The organism is Pedobacter sp. GR22-10 (genome assembly GCF_026239715.1).
In the GTDB taxonomy this organism is placed as follows: domain Bacteria; phylum Bacteroidota; class Bacteroidia; order Sphingobacteriales; family Sphingobacteriaceae; genus Pedobacter.
Genome location: NZ_JAPIVR010000004.1, coordinates 379,210 through 399,895 on the forward strand (window position 1 = coordinate 379,210; position 20,686 = coordinate 399,895).

Sequence of the window (20,686 nt, forward strand, 5' to 3'; positions counted from 1 at the left end):
ATTCCAGTATAATTTTAATGATTTAATCAAAATAATAGTAAATATGATTAAATAATATTAAAAATTATATTAATTTATGATAAAAATCATGTTTAAATAAAAATATTAATCAATAAAACTATATTTGAATATCATAAATCATATAAAAAAACCTTTACAAAGACAAAATAATCATTAATATCACCATTTTTTAATAATAAAGACTAAAGAACCTATAAAAAAACAAGTACAAAGCAAAATATTTCACCAAAAAAAAACAAGAAGTCATGAACAAATTAAAGATAATCGTAATTGGAAATGGGATGGTTGGATATAAATTCTGCGAAAAGCTAACAGCTAAATCTGATGCCTTCAAATTAATTGTTTTTGGTGAGGAACCAAGAAGGGCTTATGACCGTGTTCATTTGAGCGAATATTTTAATGGCAAAACCGCTGATGATCTTTCGATGTCGGCAGCAAACTGGTACCAGGAACAGGATATTGATCTCTATTTAAACAATCCAATAGTTGGTGTAGATCGCAATTTAAAAACAGTTAGAACATCCGGCGGTGAAATTTATGGCTACGATTTTTTAGTTTTCGCAACAGGTTCTGCTGCATTCGTACCCAATATAGAAGGGATAGAAAAAGAAGGTGTTTTTGTTTACCGGACCATAGATGATCTTGATTTGATTGCAGGCTATGCAACGAAAGCCAAAACAGCCGCCGTAATTGGTGGCGGATTATTAGGCCTTGAGGCCGCGAAAGCACTGATCGATTTAGGCATAGCAGAAACCAGCATTGTAGAATTTGCGCCCAGGTTAATGCCCAGGCAAATTGACCCGGCGGGCAGCGAAATGCTGAAATCCATGCTGAATGAATTGGGCTTACAAATCCACCTCAATAAAAATACAAGCCGCATTGAAGGTGATCAATGCATCACAGGTTTAAAGTTCAGTGATGATTCAGAATTAGCATCAGATATGCTGGTAATTTCTGCCGGAATAAAACCAAGAGATGAACTGGCCAGGTTTTGCGGCCTTGAAGTAGGCACCAGGGGCGGCATTCTGGTCGATGATAAAATGCAGACCAATGACCCCTGCATTTTTGCCATCGGAGAATGTGCCCTGCACAATGAAATGATTTACGGACTGATCGCCCCGGGTTATGAAATGGCTGAAGTGTTGGCTACCATTCTTTGTGCAGAAGATAAATCCTTTAAGGGTTTTGACATGAGCACAAAACTTAAACTCATTGGTATAGATGTAGCCAGTTTTGGTGATCCATTTATCAATGAACCCGATTGCCGCACCATCGTATTTGAAAACAAACATAAAGGCATTTATAAAAGAATAAACATTAGTAATGACGGGCAGTACCTTTTAGGAGGTATTTTAATTGGCGATGCAGCAGCGTACAATATGCTGCTGCAAACCAGTGTGAACAAAATATTATTACCTGAAAACCCGGAAGAACTTATCCTAGGAAGCAGAGGTGGCGAAGCATCAGCCGCCGCAGGAATCACTTCCCTTCCAAATGAGGCCTTAATCTGCAGCTGTGAAGGCGTAACCAAAGGCAACATCTGCCATTCCGTTGCTGAACAAGGTTGCGAAACGCTGGATAGCATTAAGAAATGCACTAAAGCCGGAACCGGATGTGGTGGCTGCGTACCCATGGTAAAAGACCTCATGCTGCATACCTTAAAAGCACAAGGCAAATATGTCCGGAACGTCATTTGCGAACACTTCAATTACAGCCGTCAGGAACTTTATGACCTGATTCACATCCACGAATTAAAATCTTATGATGAGGTATTGGATAAATTAGGGAAATCTGATGGCTGCGAGGTTTGCAAACCATTGGTGGCTTCCTTGCTGGCCAGTTTATGGAATGAAATGATCCTTAAAAAAGGTAATGATACTGCGCAGGACAGTAACGACCGTTTCCTGGCGAATATTCAAAAAGGGGGCTCCTATTCTGTTGTACCACGCATCCCTGGCGGAGAAATTACACCTGATAAACTCATTGTCATTGGTGAAGTAGCAAAAAAATATAATTTATACACCAAGATAACCGGCGGACAGCGAATCGACCTTTTCGGTGCTCACTTAAATGATCTTCCGGTAATATGGGAAGAATTGATCGCGGCAGGTTTCGAAAGCGGCCATGCTTATGGCAAAGGACTAAGAACAGTAAAAAGCTGCGTTGGAAGCACCTGGTGCCGTTTCGGATTGCATGACAGTGTCAGTTTCGCCATCAGAATTGAAGAGCGATACCGTGGCATCAGGGCACCCCATAAATTCAAATCGGCGGTGAGTGGCTGCATCAGGGAATGTGCCGAGGCGCAGAGCAAGGATTTTGGTATCATCGCCACAGAAAAAGGCTGGAACCTTTATGTATGCGGCAATGGCGGAAGTAAACCGCAGCATGCGCAGCTACTGGCCGCAGATGTAGACAGCGAAACCTGCATTAAATATATCGACCGTTTTCTGATGTTTTACATCCGTACAGGAGATCCCTTAACCAGAACGGCAACCTGGCTCAATAAAATGGAGGGCGGCATGGAATACCTTCGCAATGTGGTGATTCATGATAGCCTGGGCATGGCTGAAAAATGGGAAAACGAAATTGAAAATCTGATTGCCAGCTATAAATGCGAATGGAAAGAAGCTGTGGAGAATCCTGCCATCAGAAAGAGATTTTCACACTTCGTTAATGCGCCCGAAGAAAAAGACCCTACTATTGAATTTGTGGAAATGAGGGGCCAGAAAAAAACACCTGAATGGAAAACAACCTAACCAAATATAAGCCAGTTATTGCATGGGATCAACAATTAAAACCAAAACCAAACTTACATTATGAAAAGAAGAAACATCGTTATGCTTTCAACCTGCCTTTCACTGGCTTTATTTTCTTCAGCGCTAAAGGCACAAACCAAAGTGGCGTTATTTGATGGAACAATCGTTGCTGGTTATGTAGATCACGGAGGATATGTTAACTGCATCGGGCCATCGGTTAAATACCTGAAAAAACCATTTTCAATCAGCGCTGGTTTACTTCCTTCATTAAGAATTAAGGAAGACAAGGTAGCTGCCGGAGCAACTAAAAACAGTTTGATCACGCCATCTTTAGGCCTGGGCTTAACAGCAGTCTTTAACCACATCGCCCTTCAGCTTCCGCTTTATTATAATACCAAAACGAGCACCAAAAATGGTGAATGGAATGTGGGTGTAGGCTTGGGATATAAGTTATAAAAATGAATGATTGATTGAATTTTGAATAATTGAATTTTGAATAATTGAATGCTTGAGTGTTTGAGTGATCGGTCATTCTCTAATTCTTTCATTCAATCACTCAAACATTCAATCCTTTCCCTATTCAATTTCTATCCACACCGGACAGTGATCACTTGTTTTTTCCCAGCCCCGGACATGCTTATCTACGCCACCCTTTATTAACCTGCCATCAAGTTGCGGACTTAATAAAAAGTGATCGATCCTTAAACCAGCATCACGACCATATGCATTCCTGAAATAATCGTAAAAAGTATAAACCGTTTCTGTCGGATAGAGTTTTCGGATGGCATCTGTCCAGCCCTGATCTACCAGCTTTTTAAAAGCTTCCCTGACTTCAGGCTTAAACAAAGCATCATTAATCCAGCGTTCAGGTTTGTAAACATCTTTTTCGGCTGGCATAACATTGTAATCGCCCGCAAGTACCACAGGTAGGTTATATTCCAGCAATTTCGAAGCATGATCAGTTAACCTTTCAAACCATGCCATTTTATAATCAAATTTTGGCCCCGGCGTTGGGTTTCCGTTTGGAAGATACAGGCAACCAATTACGATATCATTAACCAATGCTTCTATATAGCGGCTATGCAAATCTTCCGGATCACCAGGTAAACCGCGTTTAAGTTCTTTGATTTCGTAACCACGCGACAGGATAGCTACACCATTCCAGCTTTTTTGTCCGTGCCAGATGGCCTGATAGCCAGCATCTAAAATGGCTTGTTCCGGAAATTTTTCTTGTGGAGCTTTTAGCTCCTGAAGACAAACCACATCAGGCTTAGTTTCCGCAAGCCATTGTAACAGCACGGGTAAACGACCATTAACACCGTTTACATTATAGGTTGCAATTCTCATGATCAATTAAAGTCAACAGAGCAGTTAATCATTAAAAAAAAGTTTTTTTTGTAAATGTAAATCAAAATTTGGCCTTATCTTGCAATTTATTTCACCAGGAACGCTAATTAATGTCTGAAGTTATTCTAAACATCTCAAAAGAAGCATCAAAAGATATCCGGCAATTTTATGATAAATATGCGGGTATGCTTCTGGGCTTTATCCAGGGTACTATCCAGGATCCCAAAAAATCTGAAGCGCATTTAATAAAAATTCTAACATCTTTTATATTGGAAGTAAAATTAAATCCACAAAGTAAATCAAGTACCTGGATGCTTTTAAGGCAGCATGCGCAAAAGATATTAGCTCAGGAACAACTTACAGATACAGAATCAATGATCACATCTGATTACGCATCGGTAAATCCAGACCAGTTAAGCTTAAAAGAAAAAGAAATTTTCAATGCGGTATATTATCTGGGCAGATCAGTTTCATACCTGGCGGCATCTTTTGGAGAAGAAGAAAACAGCATACGCATTCAACTGAAATCATCAATAGACAAAATGAGGAGGTTACGTGAAAATTAAGGAAATAATGGAAAGCGGCATCATGGAAACCTATGTCATGGGCATCGCCACCGAACAGGAAATTGAACAGATAACATCACTTAAAAAACAGTATCCGGAGTTTGAGCAGGAACTTGCGAAGCTGGAGTATGACATGGAAATTCTTGCACTCGGCATGGCCATTCCACCTCCGCCCGGAGTATTGGCTAAGATCGAAAATGAAGTGAATGAAATTCAGCTCCGCGATCAGAAAGTGGAGAAATTTACTGCACGTGATCACACAGCGGGCTACGATGATATCCGGAAAGACCGTTATATTGAAGTGGAATCATCATCCAGCCACATGCGCATCCATAAGGCATGGAGATGGGTTTTTGCCGCCGTTTTTGTATTGGGAAAAATATTTTTAGGCTTCGCCATTTATTATTACCTCGAAAACAGACAGGCTAAAGAACAGATTAATGAACTTAAATTGGAGATTAAACAAGGTATCCAGAGACGTTAATTTCTTATTTTTTTAAACCATAGCTTCTTTATGGCGTTGTTAAAGAAAAAATAAAAATGTCCGTAGATTTAAATCAGCATCCCCATCCTAAATTATATATGCTATTGCTGGGCTCAAAAGCGCCCAAAAGAAATGTAGAACAGCACGATTACTTTTTTGGCATAGCGCATTCATTGAAAGAACTTGTTCCGGAAATTAAAGCTTTCTGGCCAGAAGCCGGAGCAAGCATCCATGTTGATGGCTGGCGTGAAGTGAACCAGGTGGATGGTTACCAGATTAAAATACTACCTAGAACATCAACCCCTGAAACTTCTCCTCATCAGTTATTTTTCACCAACCTCGGAGGATACCAGGCCGGCAAGCTGGCCGAACAGCATTACATCGTGTTAAGCGTAAAAGATGACCGGGCTTCGGCCATACAGGATGCCAAAAAAACTGTATTCTTTAAAACCAATTCCATTAAGGGAGCAAATGCCCATATCGACGAAAAGTACGGCATAGATATCGATGATATCTACCGGGTTGAAGAAATTTTAAGTCCCGTGTTTAAAGCCAAGTACCTCATCGAAATCACACCTCATTCCACTTTACCTGAAGATGAAATTCATTTAGGCTATTTCAAACTGGATAAACTTTAAGGCAGTACGCTATAAAAACCATTCTTAATTTATCCTGTTATTAAGGTGATAACAAAACCAATATTTGAAGCGATTAGGATTGCTTCATCACCTTTTTAAAAATAAAACGATGAAAAAGTTAATTTATGTAATGGCAGTTTCCGTATCAGCCCTGGCATTTCAGGCTTGCAATGGCGGAAATAAAGATGCTAAAGAAAGTGCAGACAGCTTAAATTTAAGCAAAGACACCACTACCAATGTAGCCGCAACCGGCGGAATTGCGGTTGATGAAGCTGATGCTAAATTTGCAACCACTGCAGCAGCGGGCGGAATGGCTGAAGTGGAATTAAGCAAACTGGCCCTTCAAAAAAGCAGCAATGCGCAGATTAAAGAGTTTGCCACCATGATGGTTACCGACCATGGCAATGCCAATACAGAATTGATGGGAATTGCCAAAACTAAAAATATTACCTTGCCTACTACTGTAGATGCTGACCATCAGAAAAAACTGGACGATTTAAGCAAGAAATCAGGCGCAGAATTTGACAAGGCCTATGTAAGTGATATGATCGACGGACATAAATCCACCTTAAAATTAATGGAAGATGAATCGAGAGATGCTAAAGACACAGAATTAAAAGCATTTGCCACCAAAACAGCCCCTATTGTTCAAAGCCATTTGGTGATGATCAATAAAATCAACGATTCCATGAAATAATTAAGGAATAAGCATTTATTAAAAAAAACCGGAACGTATTCCGGTTTTTTTATTTTAAAGCTGCTTTAATATTTCAAGAGAAGCCATTTCACTAAAATCAATTCCTGAATAATCGGGGTTATAACCACCAATATAAGGTACAGCCATGATGTAAATCCGATTGTTCGCCTGGTCATCTTCACCAATTACCTGAAAGAAATCATTGATCTTAATTCCCGGAACCCGCAACACATATTCTCCTTTTCCCTTTTCTGTAACAAGCTTATTTTCCTTTTCAACCTCTTCTTTACCTTTTGCTTTAGATTTAAAGTTTAATGTAGCAGGGCTGACCATGCCACCATCAACCAGGCCTTTAAACGGAAAATCTTCATATGATAAATGTGGCTGGCCAATGCAATTCACAAAAGTTTGATAAGCAACGGCTATTTCTTTGCCTGTATCATCTGTATAGGTATATAAGGCACCACCTTTTTCCTGAGGGTCTACAGTGCTGTCTTCACCTACTGAAATTATTTCCAGCACACCAGCATCGTGCATGGCCATTAAATCGCGGCAGGAGCTTTGGGGCACAAAGGCAATCACAATAGAAATCAAAGGCATTAATGCCTTTTGTAACCGCTGCATATCTTCTGCCGATAAATATTTTGCCGGGTAGTTCATGGCAAAACTAAGCACAGCCAGTGCCTCTTTCCAATAAATGGATTCTTCACGCTCAATCGATTTTTCCGCCTCTTCATATTCCTTTTTAAACAAGTCAAATGGCGGAACATTTTCCCGGTAAGACATCATGGCCCCCACAAAGGTTTCCAGATCCATATCCTTTATTTTCTGATAAAATGCCGGCTCTTTCTTTTTAAACTGATCTTTAAAGTTTTTTTCAAAAACATAATCCAGCGATATGAAACCACCATTATCCTTAATATTTTTCTGAATCTGTGCCTTGGTCAGTGTAGCATCTTTTCCCAGATGAGAATCTTCCAGATGAAATCGAACGGCAGGCAACAAACCATTCCTGGAATGCATAACAATTTTAAACTGATCGCTTTTTTCATCAGGCACAAATTTATACCTGCCATCTTTTTCTTCCTGAAATACGCCATTATTGCGCGCCAATGTTCTGATGGCGTCTATTGCGGTAAGCGATGATCCCATAATAGCGATGGGATGATTGAATCTCTGGGCCAGCTTTTTCGGTGGATAGGGCGAATCAAAATAATCCGGGATTTTACCTTCATATTTTTTTGGCCAGTTGTGGCCTACACAGATAATGATCCGGTCAAAATATTTCATTTCCTTCCCGTTTGTTTCAACACCAACCTTATTTGCATTGGCATCATCCACAACATCCGTAACTGATGTATTGAGGTGAATAATTGTAGCAATCCCCTTACTGTCAGCCATTTTTTTCAACAAACTAAATTGTGCTGAAAGGTACTCACCAAAAAATAACCTGGGGAGTACTTTATATTCATTAAAATTATCCGGACTGATATTGAACTTTTTTAAAACAGACTTTGGTGCCATCTTTACCCAATCTTCAATGGAGTTAAAAATAACCGGTATCTCATTGTCTGATACATTCGTAATGTGCTCCTGGTTGGCGCCTTCTGTGCTATAAGGCATTCCGGAGCCCAGCATATTTTTGCGTTCAAAAATTTCAATGGTCAGATCTTTAATTTCTGATTCAACCAATCGTTTATACATAAAAAGGCCACTGGGGCCACCGCCAAGAATGGCTATTTTTAAGGGATGAGCTTTGTGAGTCATTTAAAATTGATGATAGTTTTGTAACCTATGCCCGAAAAAACTAATATTTTGCAAGCCTGGTATAGATCATTCCTTACACAATCTTAAAAAGGAGAAATTGTTTTGCGAAAAATTAAATCCTGCATTAAAGCAAAATATACATGCCTGCTGTATAACCTTTCCATTGAAATATATCTGGCAACAGCAAGAAGTAAATGAGGAATTGAAAAATAAACTAATCTAAAACCAACATCAACCACGGTTGTTTATTTCGTAATTCATTCATGTTTGAGCGCATGTTTGGGTTTAGATAGAGGGACGGGCTTTTTGCCTGTCCCTTTTTGCGATTAATGAAGCGGGAGGGAGAAGTAAAATGTAGAACCAACGGATTCATTGCTTTCTACCCATATTTTACCATTATGGCGCTGGATAATTTCTGCACTCAGGTATAAACCAATACCAAAACCTGATATGGTGTGGTTACTCTGAACACGATAATAACGGTCAAACAGCTTTTTCGCGTCTTCATCTGAAATTCCAATTCCCTGATCCATTACGCTTACTATAACTTCATTTTCCCTTAATTCACAATTGATTTCAATCGTACTTCCGTTTGAGGAATATTTATGTGCATTGCTTAACAGGTTTGAAATCACACTGCTGATTTTATCCCGGTCGGCAAATATCGTCACCTCGCAGGATAGCGCAAATACGATATCATGCGTAGAAGGAGATATAAAGGTTTCATCTACGGTTTCCTGTAAAAGCTGATCTAAACGGAAAGATGTTTTATCAATCATCAACTTGCCTGATTCTAACCTGGAAACATTCAGAAAACCATTAATCATGGTTGTCATTTTACGAACCTGAATATGGGTTTTTTCCAGTGCATTAACTGAATACTGATCTCCATCGATTTTTGATTTACGCTGCAATACCTGTACAAAACCATTTATGGCCGTTAGCGGTGTTTTCAGTTCGTGGCTTACCATGCCAATAAAATCATTTTTACGAAGTTCGTCCAGCTTACGTTCAGTAATATCCATAAACATTCCTGAATATTCTGCTACATTACCCATCTCATCCAAAAAGACTTTACCTGTGGCGCGAACCCACTTTTCTTCACCACTTCTTAAATTGTTGATCAGATACTCGATATCGCTGGAAGAATGATGGTTTAACGCTTCATCTAATGTTGCTGAAAATATTTCCCTGTAATCTTCATTAATGGTGTTTAAAACCTCCTGCATAGAAACCTCCCCTTCCATCTGCAGCCCCAGTAATTCACGTACAAAGCCAGACATGGAAATCTTCAGCGTATTGGGATCGATGCTCCAGGCGCCCATTTTTCCGGTTTCAATAGCCTGCAGCAATTTTTCTTCGCTATCTGATAATTTCCGGATGTACTGAACGAGGTCAAAATGTGTTTGCGCAAGCTCTTCATTGGTGGCAGCCAATTCTTCATTGGTTGCCGCAAGTTCTTCATTTGCCGCAGCCATCTCCTCATTAATATCCTGTAATTCTTCCTGATGGCGCTTTCTTTCCGTTACATCCGGCCCTACCGTTGCCAAAGCAATAAACTCATTGGAAATCGGATCTTTAATGGAAATACCGTTCCACTCTACCCAGAAAGGTTTACCTGTCCTTTCATTCCAGTAACGAATTTCATGTCTGAAGTTGCCATATTCGGCTAAACTCACCAAGGCTTTTTCTGCAAAATTTCTGTCATCAGGATAGACACAATCCAATATGGTTCTGTTTCTTACCGTATCCCATCCCAGCTTTTTAAGGGCAATTGGATTGGCATAGGTCATTTCATAATTTACATTGGCTAAAGAAATAAATTCTGAGCTTGCATCTACCAAAGCACTCAGGTTTTGCCTTTCCAGTTCTGCCAATTTACGGTCAGTAATATCAATACACGAACTGATATAACCGGCAAAGGTTCCATCGGGATGAAAACGGGGCGGGCCACTGGCTAAAAGCCACCGGTAATTCCCCTCCTTACTCAGGATGCGGAATTCACCAGCAAAAGGCGCTTTTTTTGCTAGTGCTGAAAGATAAATATGAACATAATCTTCCCGGTCCTGAGGGTGAATAAGATCTGCCCAGCCAAAGGCTAGCAGATCGGTCATAGATCTTCCGGTAAGATCCATCCAAGGCTTATTGAAATATATGGCATTTCCACTTTCATCGCCAACAGCAATAAAAATCTCAGTCCCTTCAGCCATTGTCCTGAAACGCTCCTCGCTTTCAGAAAGTTCTTTTACGCGTGCTGTAACCCGCTCTTCGAGTTCAGTATTCAATAGGTATAAACGGTTTTGTGCCTCCTGCAATTCTTCATTGGTAGCAGAGAGTTCCTCGTTCATGGCAGCAAGTTCTTCATTTAAAGCCTGCTCACGGTTTAGTGCAATTTCTTTCTCCGCGGCAAGTTCGATCGCTTCCTGTCTAAGTACCCTTTCACTTACATCTATTGCCGTATGAAGAATGCAGATTACCTTTCCGTCATCATTTTTTACTGCGCGATATTCGAAGTCAAAATAGAAGGTTTTTATTTCGCCATCAATATTGAGGTCTGCGGCTGTATCTTTTCCCGATATCACCAGTCCTTCATTCCATACCCTTTTAAACATATCAATAAAAGGTTGACCTTTGAGTTCTGGCAGCGCATCAGCCAATGATTTCCCTATCACACTTCTATCCTTACCCCAAATGGCCAGCATGGCATCATTGGCTTCCTGTATAATGGCGTCTTCTGTTACATGTATGGCTGTGGCAGTATGGGTGAGATTAAAAACCTGGAGTAATTCATGGTTACTTAAAAGATATGACGGACGACTCATTCTAATATGCTAGGATAAAAGGTTAAAATTATACTTTTTCGAGAAATAGTGCAGTAAGTTTTAAAAATAATCTACTCCTAATTCCGCTATAATCCTCCAACAGAACAAGTGTGTTTTAATATCTCGATTTAGGAAACCAGAAAAAAATATAAATGTTTGATCGTGAGTGAATTTTAGTTATTCACATTATCCACATGATGTGTAAAATTATTTTGCAGATTGAAACTAACATTTCACTAAATTGTTACTGTTAAATAACAGAGATAAAAAAGTCCTGTGAGCGGGTGATCCGCGGAGGGCAGGCACACCATAAAAGGCTAAAGAAACCTAAGAGATGTAGCCACTTATTTAAAATAAGTGGCTACAATATCTGAATGTTTGAATGCCGGATTCAGACCCAATCATGGTTCAAAAATGGGGTTATTCTGCCCGTCAGAATCAGATCAGATTCTGAATAATCCTAATCAATAAAGATGATTTGAATATCCTTAACATCTAATCTTTTGCTTCAACTAGCTTATATGAAGCAATGATACTGATTCAGACTTTTCCATCCCAACTGAATGGTTACTGATACATAAATGCTTCAGCAATCCTTTCTTTTAACGGCATTTTTTGCGCATTATCCGCATCACACTCTTCATCTTCAACACTAAGCAAACTATTGTATTTTTCCAATAGATGAATGTATTTATTCATCCAGAAATAAACTGAATTGGAATCTGCAGAAAGTTTTACACCATTCTCTGTACGAGACGTTACGTCATCTCTGCTTTCTGCAAAAACATCCGGAAAAGAGACAGCAAGATTCTGCCCTAACGATTGTCCGATCTGCCAAATGATCTCATGATTGAGCTGATCCTGGCCGAACCAATTATAAATTGTTCTTCTGCTAACATTCAGTTTCCTGGAGAGCTCGCTAATGCCCATTCGATTTCTGCGAACTATTCGCTCTAAAATCTCACCGTGCTTTAATTTTGTTGTCATTGAGATAATTAATTTTAAGTTTAAAAATTCAATTAAATCAATATCGGGGACGATTGACGGAACGAAAGTATGAAAAAGTGCGTGACAATGGTTAAAACCAGCAATTAATTTGACTTATGTCAACATTTTGAGTGGTTTTTGACATTAAAAACAGGTATTTAACTAAAATAATACATTTAAAACTGTAATGTTAAAAATACATCACTACCATCAATTGTAAAAAATATAGATTATGATTGAAAATGATGATATCCATCAAGCTTTCCTCCGGCAAACTGTAAATAAGAAGTTACGGGGCAATACTTTTAAATTTCCAATCTTTGAATCCCTTATTCATCATAACTCATTAAAATGATTAAAAATTTATACGCCTTTTTATTGATAGCGGGTACTTTTAATTCGCTTAACGCTGCTGCACAGGATGCCATTAGCTATCAAAACCCACCAAAAGAAATTGCTGATTTATTATTGGCTAAACCAACACCTGCAGTAAGCATGGATGGCAAAGCAGAATGGATTTTATTTAGCGAACGCAATTCTTATCCTTCAGTAGAAGAATTGGCCATGCCCGAATACCGGATCGCCGGTTTAAGGTTGAATCCTAACAATTACGCACCAAGCAGGCAGAATTACATTAATAATTTCAGCCTGAAAAACATTAAAACAAATCAAACCTTTCAGGTTACTGGCTTACCAGCTCCTTTATTCGCCGGCAATATCAGCTGGAACCCTTCAGAAACCAAAATTGCCTTTACCCAAACCACCCAAAAAGGAGTTGACCTGTATGTGATTGATCTGACGACAAAAAAGGCTGTCAAAACAAATAAAGCATTTTTAAATGTGGTATTGGGAAGCGGATTAACCTGGTTAAATGACCAAACATTAATTTATCGTACGGCAACGCAACCAGCTGCTGCTGCACCTAAAAAGCCTTTAATGCCAAAAGGGCCAACCATCCAGCAAAACCTGGGTAAAGCAGCACCAAGTGCTACCTATCAGGATTTAATCAAATCACCATTTGATGAGCAGCTGTTTGAATTTTTTGCTACCGCTCAACTGGTTAAAAATACAGCAGGCGTAGAAACCCCTATTGGAAAACCAGCCATTTACACCCGGGTAGAATTATCTCCTGATAAAAATTATATGCTGACAGCAACCATCAGAAAACCTTTTTCTTATCTGGTTTCAGCATTTGGTTTTCCATCAACCATCACCATTACTGATCAAAATGGAAAAACGATTAAAACCATCGTTGAATTACCTTCATCAGAAGGAACACCATCTGGTTACGACAATACACAAAATGTTGCCCGTAGTTTCGACTGGCGGGATGATGAACCAGCCACACTGATTTGGGTAAAACCTTTAGATAGTGGCTTGATTAAAAAAAGTGTTCCATTTCATGATGCTGTTTATGCCTTGAGTGCGCCTTTTGCAGGTACTGAAAAAGAATTGTTCAAAACTCAAACCCGTTACCGCGGTGTACAGTGGGGAGATGCTCATCTGGCCCTGATTATGGAAGGCCTGAGAAGTAAACAAACCAATAAGGTAAGCAGGTATAATCCAGCCACCGGTGTTGTAGAAGAATTATATACCCGTAATCAAACCGATGCTTACGGCAACCCAGGATCGCCTGTAACCGTGAAAAACAAATATGGCCGTCAGGTGATTAAAACGGTTGATAATGGCACCAAACTGTTGATGAATAATCCGGTTGGTTCTTCAGAAAAAGGAGATTTACCTTTCCTGGCCAAGTTTGATTTGGCCACAAAGAAAAATGAAATCATCTGGCGAAGTGCAGAAGGCACATTTGAATACGTAAGTGATGTCATCAATCCGGATAAATTGGTTTTATTAACCCGCAGGGAAAGCCAGAAAATGGTGCCTAATTATTTCATTAAAAACCTGGTACTGCGCATTGCCGATCAGCCTGTTACTGATTTTGCGAATCCCTATCCATCACTTGATGGCATCACAAAAGAAAAAATTTCTTATAAGCGTGCAGATGGGGTGGATTTAACCGGCGATTTATATTTACCGAAAGGATATAACAAGGCCAAAGACGGACCACTGCCAACGCTAATCTGGGCTTATCCACGTGAATTTAATTCTGCAGCAGATGCGGCGCAAATCCGTGGTTCTAAAGATAAGTTTACCAACATCAGCTGGGGATCGCCAATTTATTGGGTTACCCGGGGCTATGCCATTTTAGATAACGCAGAAATGCCAATCGTAGCCAAAGATGGTAAAAAACCAAATGATACTTTTATTGAGCAGCTTAAACTAAATGCAGAAGCAGCAATTAATAAACTGGCTGATTTAGGCGTTGGCGATAAAAAAAGAATGGCTGTTGGTGGCCACAGTTACGGAGCTTTCATGACAGCAAACCTGCTGGCCCATACCGATCTTTTTGCAGCAGGAATTGCCCGCAGCGGCGCTTACAACCGTACACTTACACCGTTTGGTTTTCAAAATGAAGAACGTACCTACTGGCAGGTACCCCAACTTTATTATGAAATGAGTCCCTTCAGTTATGCAGATAAAATTAAAACACCATTGCTGTTGATCCATGGCGATTCTGATGATAATCCAGGTACCTTCCCAATCAATAGTGAACGTTTATTTAATGCCATTAAAGGTGCCGGCGGAACCACCCGTTTCGTATTCTTACCTTATGAAGCGCACGGCTATCGCGGAAAAGAAAACATCCTTCATACCCTATGGGAAGAAGACCAATGGTTAGAAAAATACGTTAAAGGAAAGAAATAATTTTTCGCTGATCATTAACATTAACCCATTAAAATACTTGCCCTTGCTGGTATTTTAATGGGTTTTTACTTTTCTAACCCCACTTTAATCTTTGTTTTTGTATTACTGTAATGCTGATATTACTTATTGCAAAGCTGATATTGCCTACTGCAAAGTCCATAAATAGGCTATTGTTAACGACAACTCCATATAATTTTTTACCAAACAAAAATTAGATATATTTAAAATATGGAAACCGCAGAAAAAACAAACACCCCTCACATCGGTAGAAAAATTAGCCGTATAAGGGAATCACACGGCATGAAGCAAGAAGCCTTAGCCATAGAACTTGGTATTAGTCAGCAAGCGGTAAGTAAATTAGAATAGAGCGAACAAATAGAAGATAGCACTTTAGATAATTTGCCAGCGTATTAGGCCTGAGCAAGGAAGCAATAAAGAATTATAGTGCTGAAGTGGTTTTCAATGTCATATCAAATACCTACCATAATTCCAGTAGGGATCATTCAACACTGATTGCAAGTTCAGTAAATTATCAACCGACGTTCAATACGGTTGAAAAGATTGTTGAACTATTTGAACGTTTATTGTCAAGTGAGCGGGAAAAAATAGAAATTTTAAAAGTGAAGTAAAATCACATCTACAAAGATTAATAATACTAATCTGATCATTAACATCAGATGCCTTCAATTTTTTGGAGGCATTTTTGTTTAATGGTTTTGAAGTAAAAATCAATATTTAAGTAAGATGTACGTTAAAAATATAAAGTAAATTTAGCTGCCAAACATTAAACTTTAGCACTTATGATTTGTTAACAGCATTATGGACTACATAGATTACTATAAAATCCTCGATTTAAAAAAAACCGCAACCATTGACGATGTAAAAAAAGCATATCGGAAATTGGCCAGGAAGTATCACCCGGATTTAAATCCCAATAACGAAGAGGCAAACAAGAAATTTCAGCAAATTAACGAAGCCAATGAGGTTTTGAGTGATCCTGAAAAACGTAAAAAGTACGATAAATACGGTAAAGACTGGCAACATGCCGATCAGCTGGATGCGCAGGAAAAACAACGCAGACAATACCAGTCTCAGGGTGGAGGCTACAGCAATGGCGGAGGTTATTCCGGTGGATTCGGAGGTGATGATTTCTCCGATTTTTTCTCCTCCATGTTTGGCGGTGGCGCTGGCAGAAGCAGCAGGCAATCGCCTTTTAAAGGGCAGGATTATAATGCAGAGCTGCAATTAAACCTTCAAGATGCTTACACCACACATAAACAAACCTTAACGGTTAACGGGAAACAAGTGCGGATTACCATCCCGGCAGGGGTAGAAAATGGTCAAAAGATAAAACTACCGGGTTATGGTGCACCAGGTGCACATAACGGACAACCTGGCGACCTGTATATTAAGTTCAACATCAGTGAAGACTCTAAATTTAAGCGGAAGGGGAATGATATCTACATTCAGGAAGAAATTGACCTGTACACAGCTGTTTTAGGTGGTGAAAAAATTGTGGAAACCTTAAATGGTAAAGTAAAGCTTAAAATACCTGAAGGCACTCAACCTGATGCCACCTTACGCTTAAAGGGAAAAGGATTTCCCGTTTATAAAAAAGCAGATCAGTTTGGCGATTTGTATATTAAGTGGCAGGTTAAATTACCTACCCATCTAAACCAGGAGCAAAAAGAATTATTTGAAAAACTTTCTAAAAGCTAATGATGATGAGAAATAATCTGATAGCCTTAAATGATATATGTGTGTATCACCATGTAGAGATCGATTTTATTCAATCACTTGAAGATTTCGGCCTGATTAAAACCACCACTCAAAAAAAAACTATCTTTCTGAGTATTGATGAGCTTTTAAAACTGGAACGGTATGTTCGTTTAGCCAAAGACCTCAACATTAACCTGGAAGGTTTGCATGCCATTTCTCAATTGCTAAATCAGGTAGAAACCATGCAAAACGAAATCAGCACATTAAGGTCTGAATTAAATCATTATAAACAGTTTAATTAATTTAGTGACCAATCCTGTGCAATAAATTGAACCAGGATGTTCCGGTAATTACACATTTTTTTAAGATTAGTTTCTTAGATTAGGCATTTAAATAAAACAACATGAGTGAGTCGGCTAAATTCATCGAACAAATAAAATCATCTTACATCCCTACGGGTTCATATATTTATTTGGGTGCCGGAATTTTAGATGGACAAGTTTATAGCGAGGCTGAAGTTAATTTATCATTAAAAATGATGAACCGGCATGGTTTAATTGCCGGGGCAACCGGGACAGGAAAAACCAGAACACTGCAGTTGCTGGCAGAACAGCTATCAGATGCTGGTGTACCGGTATTTATGCTGGATGTAAAAGGAGATTTGTCAGGTTTAAACAAACCCGGATCCGTTAATCCTAAAATTGAAGAACGTGCCCGACAATTGAATAAGCCATTTGCACCATCAGGCTTTCCTTTGGAAATTTATTCCTTATCTGGAAAAACAGGTGCACAAATGCGTGCTACAGTATTGGAGTTTGGTCCTACACTGTTATCAAAAATACTTGACCTTAATGATACGCAGGCAGGTGTGATGGCTGTGATTTTCAAATATGCCGATGACAACAAAATGCCCATCATAGACCTGAATGATTTAAAAAAACTGGTTTCTTATCTCTCAGAAGGTGCTGGTGCCGCAGAAATCAAAAGTGATTATGGCAGTATTTCCAGTTCAACATCTGGTACAATACTGAGAAAAATCGTGGCAATTGAGCAACAGGGATTAGGTGGAATGTTTGGCGAAAAATCTTTCGACATAGCCGATTTATTAGAACGTGTGGATGGCAAAGGAATCATTAGCTTGCTTAATATTGCCGATGTTCAAAATCAACCGGTATTATATTCAACCTTTTTATTAAGTCTGCTGGCCGAACTGTTTAATACAATGCCTGAAGTTGGAGATTTAGATAAACCAAAGTTGGTGTTCTTTATTGATGAAGCACATTTATTGTTTAAAAATTCATCTAAAGCTTTCTTAGAGCAGATTGAAACCATTATCAGGTTAATCCGTTCAAAAGGTATAGGGGTGTTTTTCTGCACGCAGTCTCCAACAGACGTACCCGAAAGCGTATTGGGCCAGTTGGGTAACCGGGTTCAGCATGCACTAAGGGCATTTACACCAAATGATGCCGATGCTTTGAAAAAAACAGTGAACACCTATCCAAAATCTGATTTCTATGAAATAGATAAAATTTTAACGGCACTGGGCACCGGGCAGGCACTCATTACCGTATTAAATGAGAAAGGAATCCCAACAGAAGTTTCTGCTACCATGCTTACACCTCCCCGGTCAGTGATGGCGCCCTTGAGTTCAGCAGATTTCGAGCAACTGATCAATGGCAGTCAGATGTATGCAAAATATAAAAATACATTAGACCCTGAAAGTGCTTATGAAATGCTAACAAAAAAAATAAATGATCAGACAGCAGCAGCAGAACAGATAAAGCAGGAAAAAGAATTACAAAAACAGGAAACAAGTAAAAATAAACCCGGCACGAATGAAAAGAGTTTGGTTGAACAGGTAATGGGCGCAACCATCACTCGCCAAATTGGCAAAGAAATTGTTAGGGGTATATTCGGAATGCTAACCGGCAAGAAAACCAAGTCTAAAACCGGTGGTCTTTTCGGTTTTTAACCCTCCAAAATAATCAATATAAGTACAATACATTAATGCTCCGTTAATATTTTATAACATGAAACCAACCCTATTGATATTGGCTGCCGGGATGGCCAGCCGTTATGGCAGTATGAAACAAATTGATGGCTTTGGCCCAAATGGCGAAACCATTATAGATTATTCCATATATGATGCAATTAATGCCGGATTTGGCAAGGTTGTATTTATTATTAAAGAAGAATTTGTAGAAAATTTTAAATCTATTTTTGAGCCAAAATTAAATGGCAGAATAGAAACTGAATATGTTTTCCAGAACTTTGATCTGAAACAATTTGGTATTGAAGACGAAATTTACCGGGAAAAACCATGGGGAACCGCCCATGCCATTTTATCCGGAAGAAAGGTAATTAAAGAACCTTTCTGTGTGATCAATGCCGATGATTATTATGGTTTTGATGCCTTTCAGAAAATGGCTGATTTCTTAAACACAGAAGCTACTGACAGTAATTATTCAATTATAGGCTATGAAATTGGTAAAACACTTTCTGAATTTGGATCAGTATCCAGAGGGGTTTGCAAAGTAGACGAATCCGGTAACTTATCAGAAATTGTAGAACGCACAAAAGTTTATCCTAAAGATGGCAAAATTTTCTACGAAGAAGATGGTGAAGAGTTTCCATTGGATTTCAGCACGCCTGTATCCATGAACTTCTGGGGTTTTACACCTGCTGTTTTTGAAATTACAGAGCGCCTATTTAAAGAATTTGCCATGGCCAACAAAGACAAACCTAAAGCAGAATTTTTTATTCCGTTAATCGGCGAAAACCTGGTACGAAACAATACGGCGACATTTAAGGTGGTTCCAACTTCAAATAAATGGTTTGGTGTAACGTATAAAGAAGATAAACCATATGTTCAGGATTCTATTAACCAATTGGTTAACAATGGAACCTATCCTGAAAAATTATGGAACTAAATTTAGCTTCCGAAGTTTTAAGTGCTTACGGATTTACTAAAGAAGATATAACAATCACACAAATAGGTACGGGTTTAATTAACCGTACCTATTTGCTTACTCCCCTAGCCGGGCAGGATAAATTTATTCTCCAGAATATCAACAGTTCGGTTTTTAAATCCCCCTGGATCATTGCCAATAATCTAAAGGCAATCTCAGCTTATCTTTCGCTGCACTACCCCGATTACCTTTTCATTAAACCACTTCCTACTACCGGTGGAATGCAAATGGCGCACATCAATGAGGAGTTCTGGCGGTTATTACCCTTTGTGCCGAATACCATTTCTCTTGATGTTTTAAGCACGCCTAAGCAAGCTTTTGAAGCAGCAAAGCAATTTGGCAAATTAAGTAGATTGCTTGATGATTTTGATACGAAGTCGCTTCAGGCTACTATTCCTGGTTTTCACGACCTGGCGTTGCGATATGCACAATTTGCAAAGGCATTAGCCAAAGCCCCGGAATTTGTGAAGGTACAAGCTGAAAAGCAGATTGAAGATGCTTTGAACCATAAGCATATTTTAGATTATTATATTTCCTATTCACACAGAAATGACTTTCCTGACCGCGTAATGCATCATGATACTAAAATCAGTAATGTGCTATTGGATGAAAAGACTTTCGATGGCGTTTGCGTAATTGACTTAGACACTATCATGCCTGGCAAATTTATTTCAGATTTAGGCGATATGATGCGAACTTACCTGTGTGCATTTTCTGAAAATGAAACAGATCTCAGCCTGATCAAAATCAGAATCCCTTATTTCGAGGCCATGATTAAAGGTTATCTTTCAGAGATGAAGTCAATATTAACCGCAACAGAGAAGGAGTTGATTTTATTCTCTGGCAGGTATATCATTTACATGCAAGCTTTACGCTTCTTAACTGATTTTTTAAACGGCAACATGTATTATCCTGTAAACTATGTCGATCAAAATTTAGATCGGGCTAAAAACCAGTTTAAATTGCTTCAGGAAATAGCCATAAATGAAAAAGAATTGCAGGATATTATAGCGGAAAACCTAAATTAAAAATTATCTGCTTGTAGCTTCGCTACGTCATGACGCTTATAGCAATCGCATGAGGATTGCTTCGTGCCTCGGAATGACGAATATGAAAAGCCTTCCTGAACTTAATTAGAAATACT

General features: G+C 39.0%; 17 protein-coding genes. 13 read left to right on the forward strand and 4 right to left on the reverse strand.

What is annotated here, in order from left to right; all coding sequences use genetic code 11:
* The first annotated feature begins 266 nt into the window (after positions 1-266).
* Both nirB and OQX64_RS18145 read left to right on the forward strand, forming a co-directional pair.
* On the forward strand, positions 267-2,777 hold the full coding sequence (gene nirB, locus OQX64_RS18140) for a nitrite reductase large subunit NirB (protein WP_265819837.1): 2,511 nt from the start codon (positions 267-269) through the stop codon (positions 2,775-2,777).
* Between the two features lie 60 nt (positions 2,778-2,837).
* Entirely contained in the window at positions 2,838-3,233 is a 396-nt protein-coding gene (locus OQX64_RS18145; RefSeq protein ID WP_265819838.1) for a hypothetical protein, read from the forward strand.
* A 120-nt stretch (positions 3,234-3,353) separates the two neighbouring features.
* Here OQX64_RS18145 and xth read toward each other — a convergent pair whose 3' ends face one another.
* Positions 3,354-4,124, reverse strand: coding sequence for an exodeoxyribonuclease III (gene xth, locus OQX64_RS18150; RefSeq protein WP_265819839.1), 771 nt, complete (start codon positions 4,122-4,124; stop codon positions 3,354-3,356).
* 110 nt (positions 4,125-4,234) lie between these two features.
* On the opposite strand from xth, the gene OQX64_RS18155 reads away from it, so the two are divergent.
* The 4 genes from OQX64_RS18155 (at position 4,235) to OQX64_RS18170 (ending at position 6,509) form a co-directional block, all read left to right on the forward strand.
* Positions 4,235-4,690: a hypothetical protein gene (locus OQX64_RS18155; RefSeq protein ID WP_265819840.1), complete on the forward strand. Its 456-nt coding sequence runs from the start codon at positions 4,235-4,237 to the stop codon at positions 4,688-4,690.
* A gap of 7 nt (positions 4,691-4,697) precedes the next feature.
* Positions 4,698-5,174, forward strand: coding sequence for a hypothetical protein (locus tag OQX64_RS18160; protein WP_265819841.1), 477 nt, complete (start codon positions 4,698-4,700; stop codon positions 5,172-5,174).
* Between the two features lie 56 nt (positions 5,175-5,230).
* A complete protein-coding gene (locus OQX64_RS18165; protein WP_265819842.1) occupies positions 5,231-5,812 on the forward strand; it encodes a DUF1543 domain-containing protein in 582 nt (193 codons plus the stop codon).
* 109 nt (positions 5,813-5,921) lie between these two features.
* A complete protein-coding gene (locus OQX64_RS18170; RefSeq protein WP_265819843.1) occupies positions 5,922-6,509 on the forward strand; it encodes a DUF4142 domain-containing protein in 588 nt (195 codons plus the stop codon).
* A 54-nt stretch (positions 6,510-6,563) separates the two neighbouring features.
* On the opposite strand, the gene OQX64_RS18175 is transcribed toward OQX64_RS18170, so the two are convergent.
* From OQX64_RS18175 to OQX64_RS18185, 3 genes are all read right to left on the reverse strand, one after another.
* Entirely contained in the window at positions 6,564-8,276 is a 1,713-nt protein-coding gene (locus OQX64_RS18175; protein ID WP_265819844.1) for an FAD/NAD(P)-binding protein, read from the reverse strand.
* 326 nt (positions 8,277-8,602) lie between these two features.
* A complete protein-coding gene (locus OQX64_RS18180) occupies positions 8,603-11,098 on the reverse strand; it encodes a PAS domain S-box protein (RefSeq protein WP_265819845.1) in 2,496 nt (831 codons plus the stop codon).
* Between the two features lie 567 nt (positions 11,099-11,665).
* Positions 11,666-12,085, reverse strand: a complete 420-nt coding sequence (locus OQX64_RS18185) for a helix-turn-helix domain-containing protein (protein WP_140418684.1) — start codon at positions 12,083-12,085, stop codon at positions 11,666-11,668.
* Positions 12,086-12,436: 351 nt separating this feature from the next.
* Between OQX64_RS18185 and OQX64_RS18190 the strand changes: the two genes are divergently transcribed.
* The 7 genes from OQX64_RS18190 (at position 12,437) to OQX64_RS18220 (ending at position 20,570) form a co-directional block, all read left to right on the forward strand.
* Entirely contained in the window at positions 12,437-14,854 is a 2,418-nt protein-coding gene (locus tag OQX64_RS18190; RefSeq protein ID WP_265819846.1) for an alpha/beta hydrolase family protein, read from the forward strand.
* A 228-nt stretch (positions 14,855-15,082) separates the two neighbouring features.
* Entirely contained in the window at positions 15,083-15,220 is a 138-nt protein-coding gene (locus OQX64_RS18195; RefSeq protein ID WP_265819847.1) for a helix-turn-helix transcriptional regulator, read from the forward strand.
* 453 nt (positions 15,221-15,673) lie between these two features.
* Positions 15,674-16,573, forward strand: a complete 900-nt coding sequence (locus OQX64_RS18200) for a J domain-containing protein (RefSeq protein WP_265819848.1) — start codon at positions 15,674-15,676, stop codon at positions 16,571-16,573.
* Complete coding sequence (locus tag OQX64_RS18205; protein WP_265819849.1) at positions 16,573-16,875, forward strand: chaperone modulator CbpM; 303 nt, start codon at positions 16,573-16,575, stop codon at positions 16,873-16,875. The genes OQX64_RS18200 and OQX64_RS18205 overlap by 1 nt, the downstream gene beginning before the upstream one ends.
* A gap of 101 nt (positions 16,876-16,976) precedes the next feature.
* Entirely contained in the window at positions 16,977-18,545 is a 1,569-nt protein-coding gene (locus OQX64_RS18210; RefSeq protein WP_265819850.1) for a helicase HerA-like domain-containing protein, read from the forward strand.
* Positions 18,546-18,603: 58 nt separating this feature from the next.
* Positions 18,604-19,503 carry a nucleotidyltransferase family protein gene (locus OQX64_RS18215; RefSeq protein ID WP_265819851.1) on the forward strand — a complete coding sequence of 300 codons (900 nt, stop codon included), beginning with the start codon at positions 18,604-18,606 and terminating at the stop codon, positions 19,501-19,503.
* Positions 19,494-20,570: a phosphotransferase enzyme family protein gene (locus OQX64_RS18220; RefSeq protein WP_265819852.1), complete on the forward strand. Its 1,077-nt coding sequence runs from the start codon at positions 19,494-19,496 to the stop codon at positions 20,568-20,570. The genes OQX64_RS18215 and OQX64_RS18220 overlap by 10 nt, the downstream gene beginning before the upstream one ends.
* The last annotated feature ends 116 nt before the right edge of the window (positions 20,571-20,686 follow it).

Excerpts from the sequence above, each read along its gene's own strand:
- OQX64_RS18175 (WP_265819844.1), bottom strand. The coding sequence starts at position 8,276 with ATGACTCACAAAGCTCATCCCTTAAAAATAGCCATTCTTGGCGGTGGC.
- OQX64_RS18165 (WP_265819842.1), top strand. The coding sequence starts at position 5,231 with ATGTCCGTAGATTTAAATCAGCATCCCCATCCTAAATTATATATGCTA.
- OQX64_RS18190 (WP_265819846.1), top strand. The coding sequence starts at position 12,437 with ATGATTAAAAATTTATACGCCTTTTTATTGATAGCGGGTACTTTTAAT.
- OQX64_RS18155 (WP_265819840.1), top strand. The coding sequence starts at position 4,235 with ATGTCTGAAGTTATTCTAAACATCTCAAAAGAAGCATCAAAAGATATC.
- OQX64_RS18160 (WP_265819841.1), top strand. The coding sequence starts at position 4,698 with ATGGAAAGCGGCATCATGGAAACCTATGTCATGGGCATCGCCACCGAA.
- OQX64_RS18170 (WP_265819843.1), top strand. The coding sequence starts at position 5,922 with ATGAAAAAGTTAATTTATGTAATGGCAGTTTCCGTATCAGCCCTGGCA.
- OQX64_RS18180 (WP_265819845.1), bottom strand. The coding sequence starts at position 11,098 with ATGAGTCGTCCGTCATATCTTTTAAGTAACCATGAATTACTCCAGGTT.
- nirB (WP_265819837.1), top strand. The coding sequence starts at position 267 with ATGAACAAATTAAAGATAATCGTAATTGGAAATGGGATGGTTGGATAT.
- OQX64_RS18215 (WP_265819851.1), top strand. The coding sequence starts at position 18,604 with ATGAAACCAACCCTATTGATATTGGCTGCCGGGATGGCCAGCCGTTAT.
- OQX64_RS18185 (WP_140418684.1), bottom strand. The coding sequence starts at position 12,085 with ATGACAACAAAATTAAAGCACGGTGAGATTTTAGAGCGAATAGTTCGC.
- OQX64_RS18195 (WP_265819847.1), top strand. The coding sequence starts at position 15,083 with ATGGAAACCGCAGAAAAAACAAACACCCCTCACATCGGTAGAAAAATT.
- xth (WP_265819839.1), bottom strand. The coding sequence starts at position 4,124 with ATGAGAATTGCAACCTATAATGTAAACGGTGTTAATGGTCGTTTACCC.
- OQX64_RS18220 (WP_265819852.1), top strand. The coding sequence starts at position 19,494 with ATGGAACTAAATTTAGCTTCCGAAGTTTTAAGTGCTTACGGATTTACT.
- OQX64_RS18205 (WP_265819849.1), top strand. The coding sequence starts at position 16,573 with ATGATGATGAGAAATAATCTGATAGCCTTAAATGATATATGTGTGTAT.
- OQX64_RS18210 (WP_265819850.1), top strand. The coding sequence starts at position 16,977 with ATGAGTGAGTCGGCTAAATTCATCGAACAAATAAAATCATCTTACATC.
- OQX64_RS18200 (WP_265819848.1), top strand. The coding sequence starts at position 15,674 with ATGGACTACATAGATTACTATAAAATCCTCGATTTAAAAAAAACCGCA.
- OQX64_RS18145 (WP_265819838.1), top strand. The coding sequence starts at position 2,838 with ATGAAAAGAAGAAACATCGTTATGCTTTCAACCTGCCTTTCACTGGCT.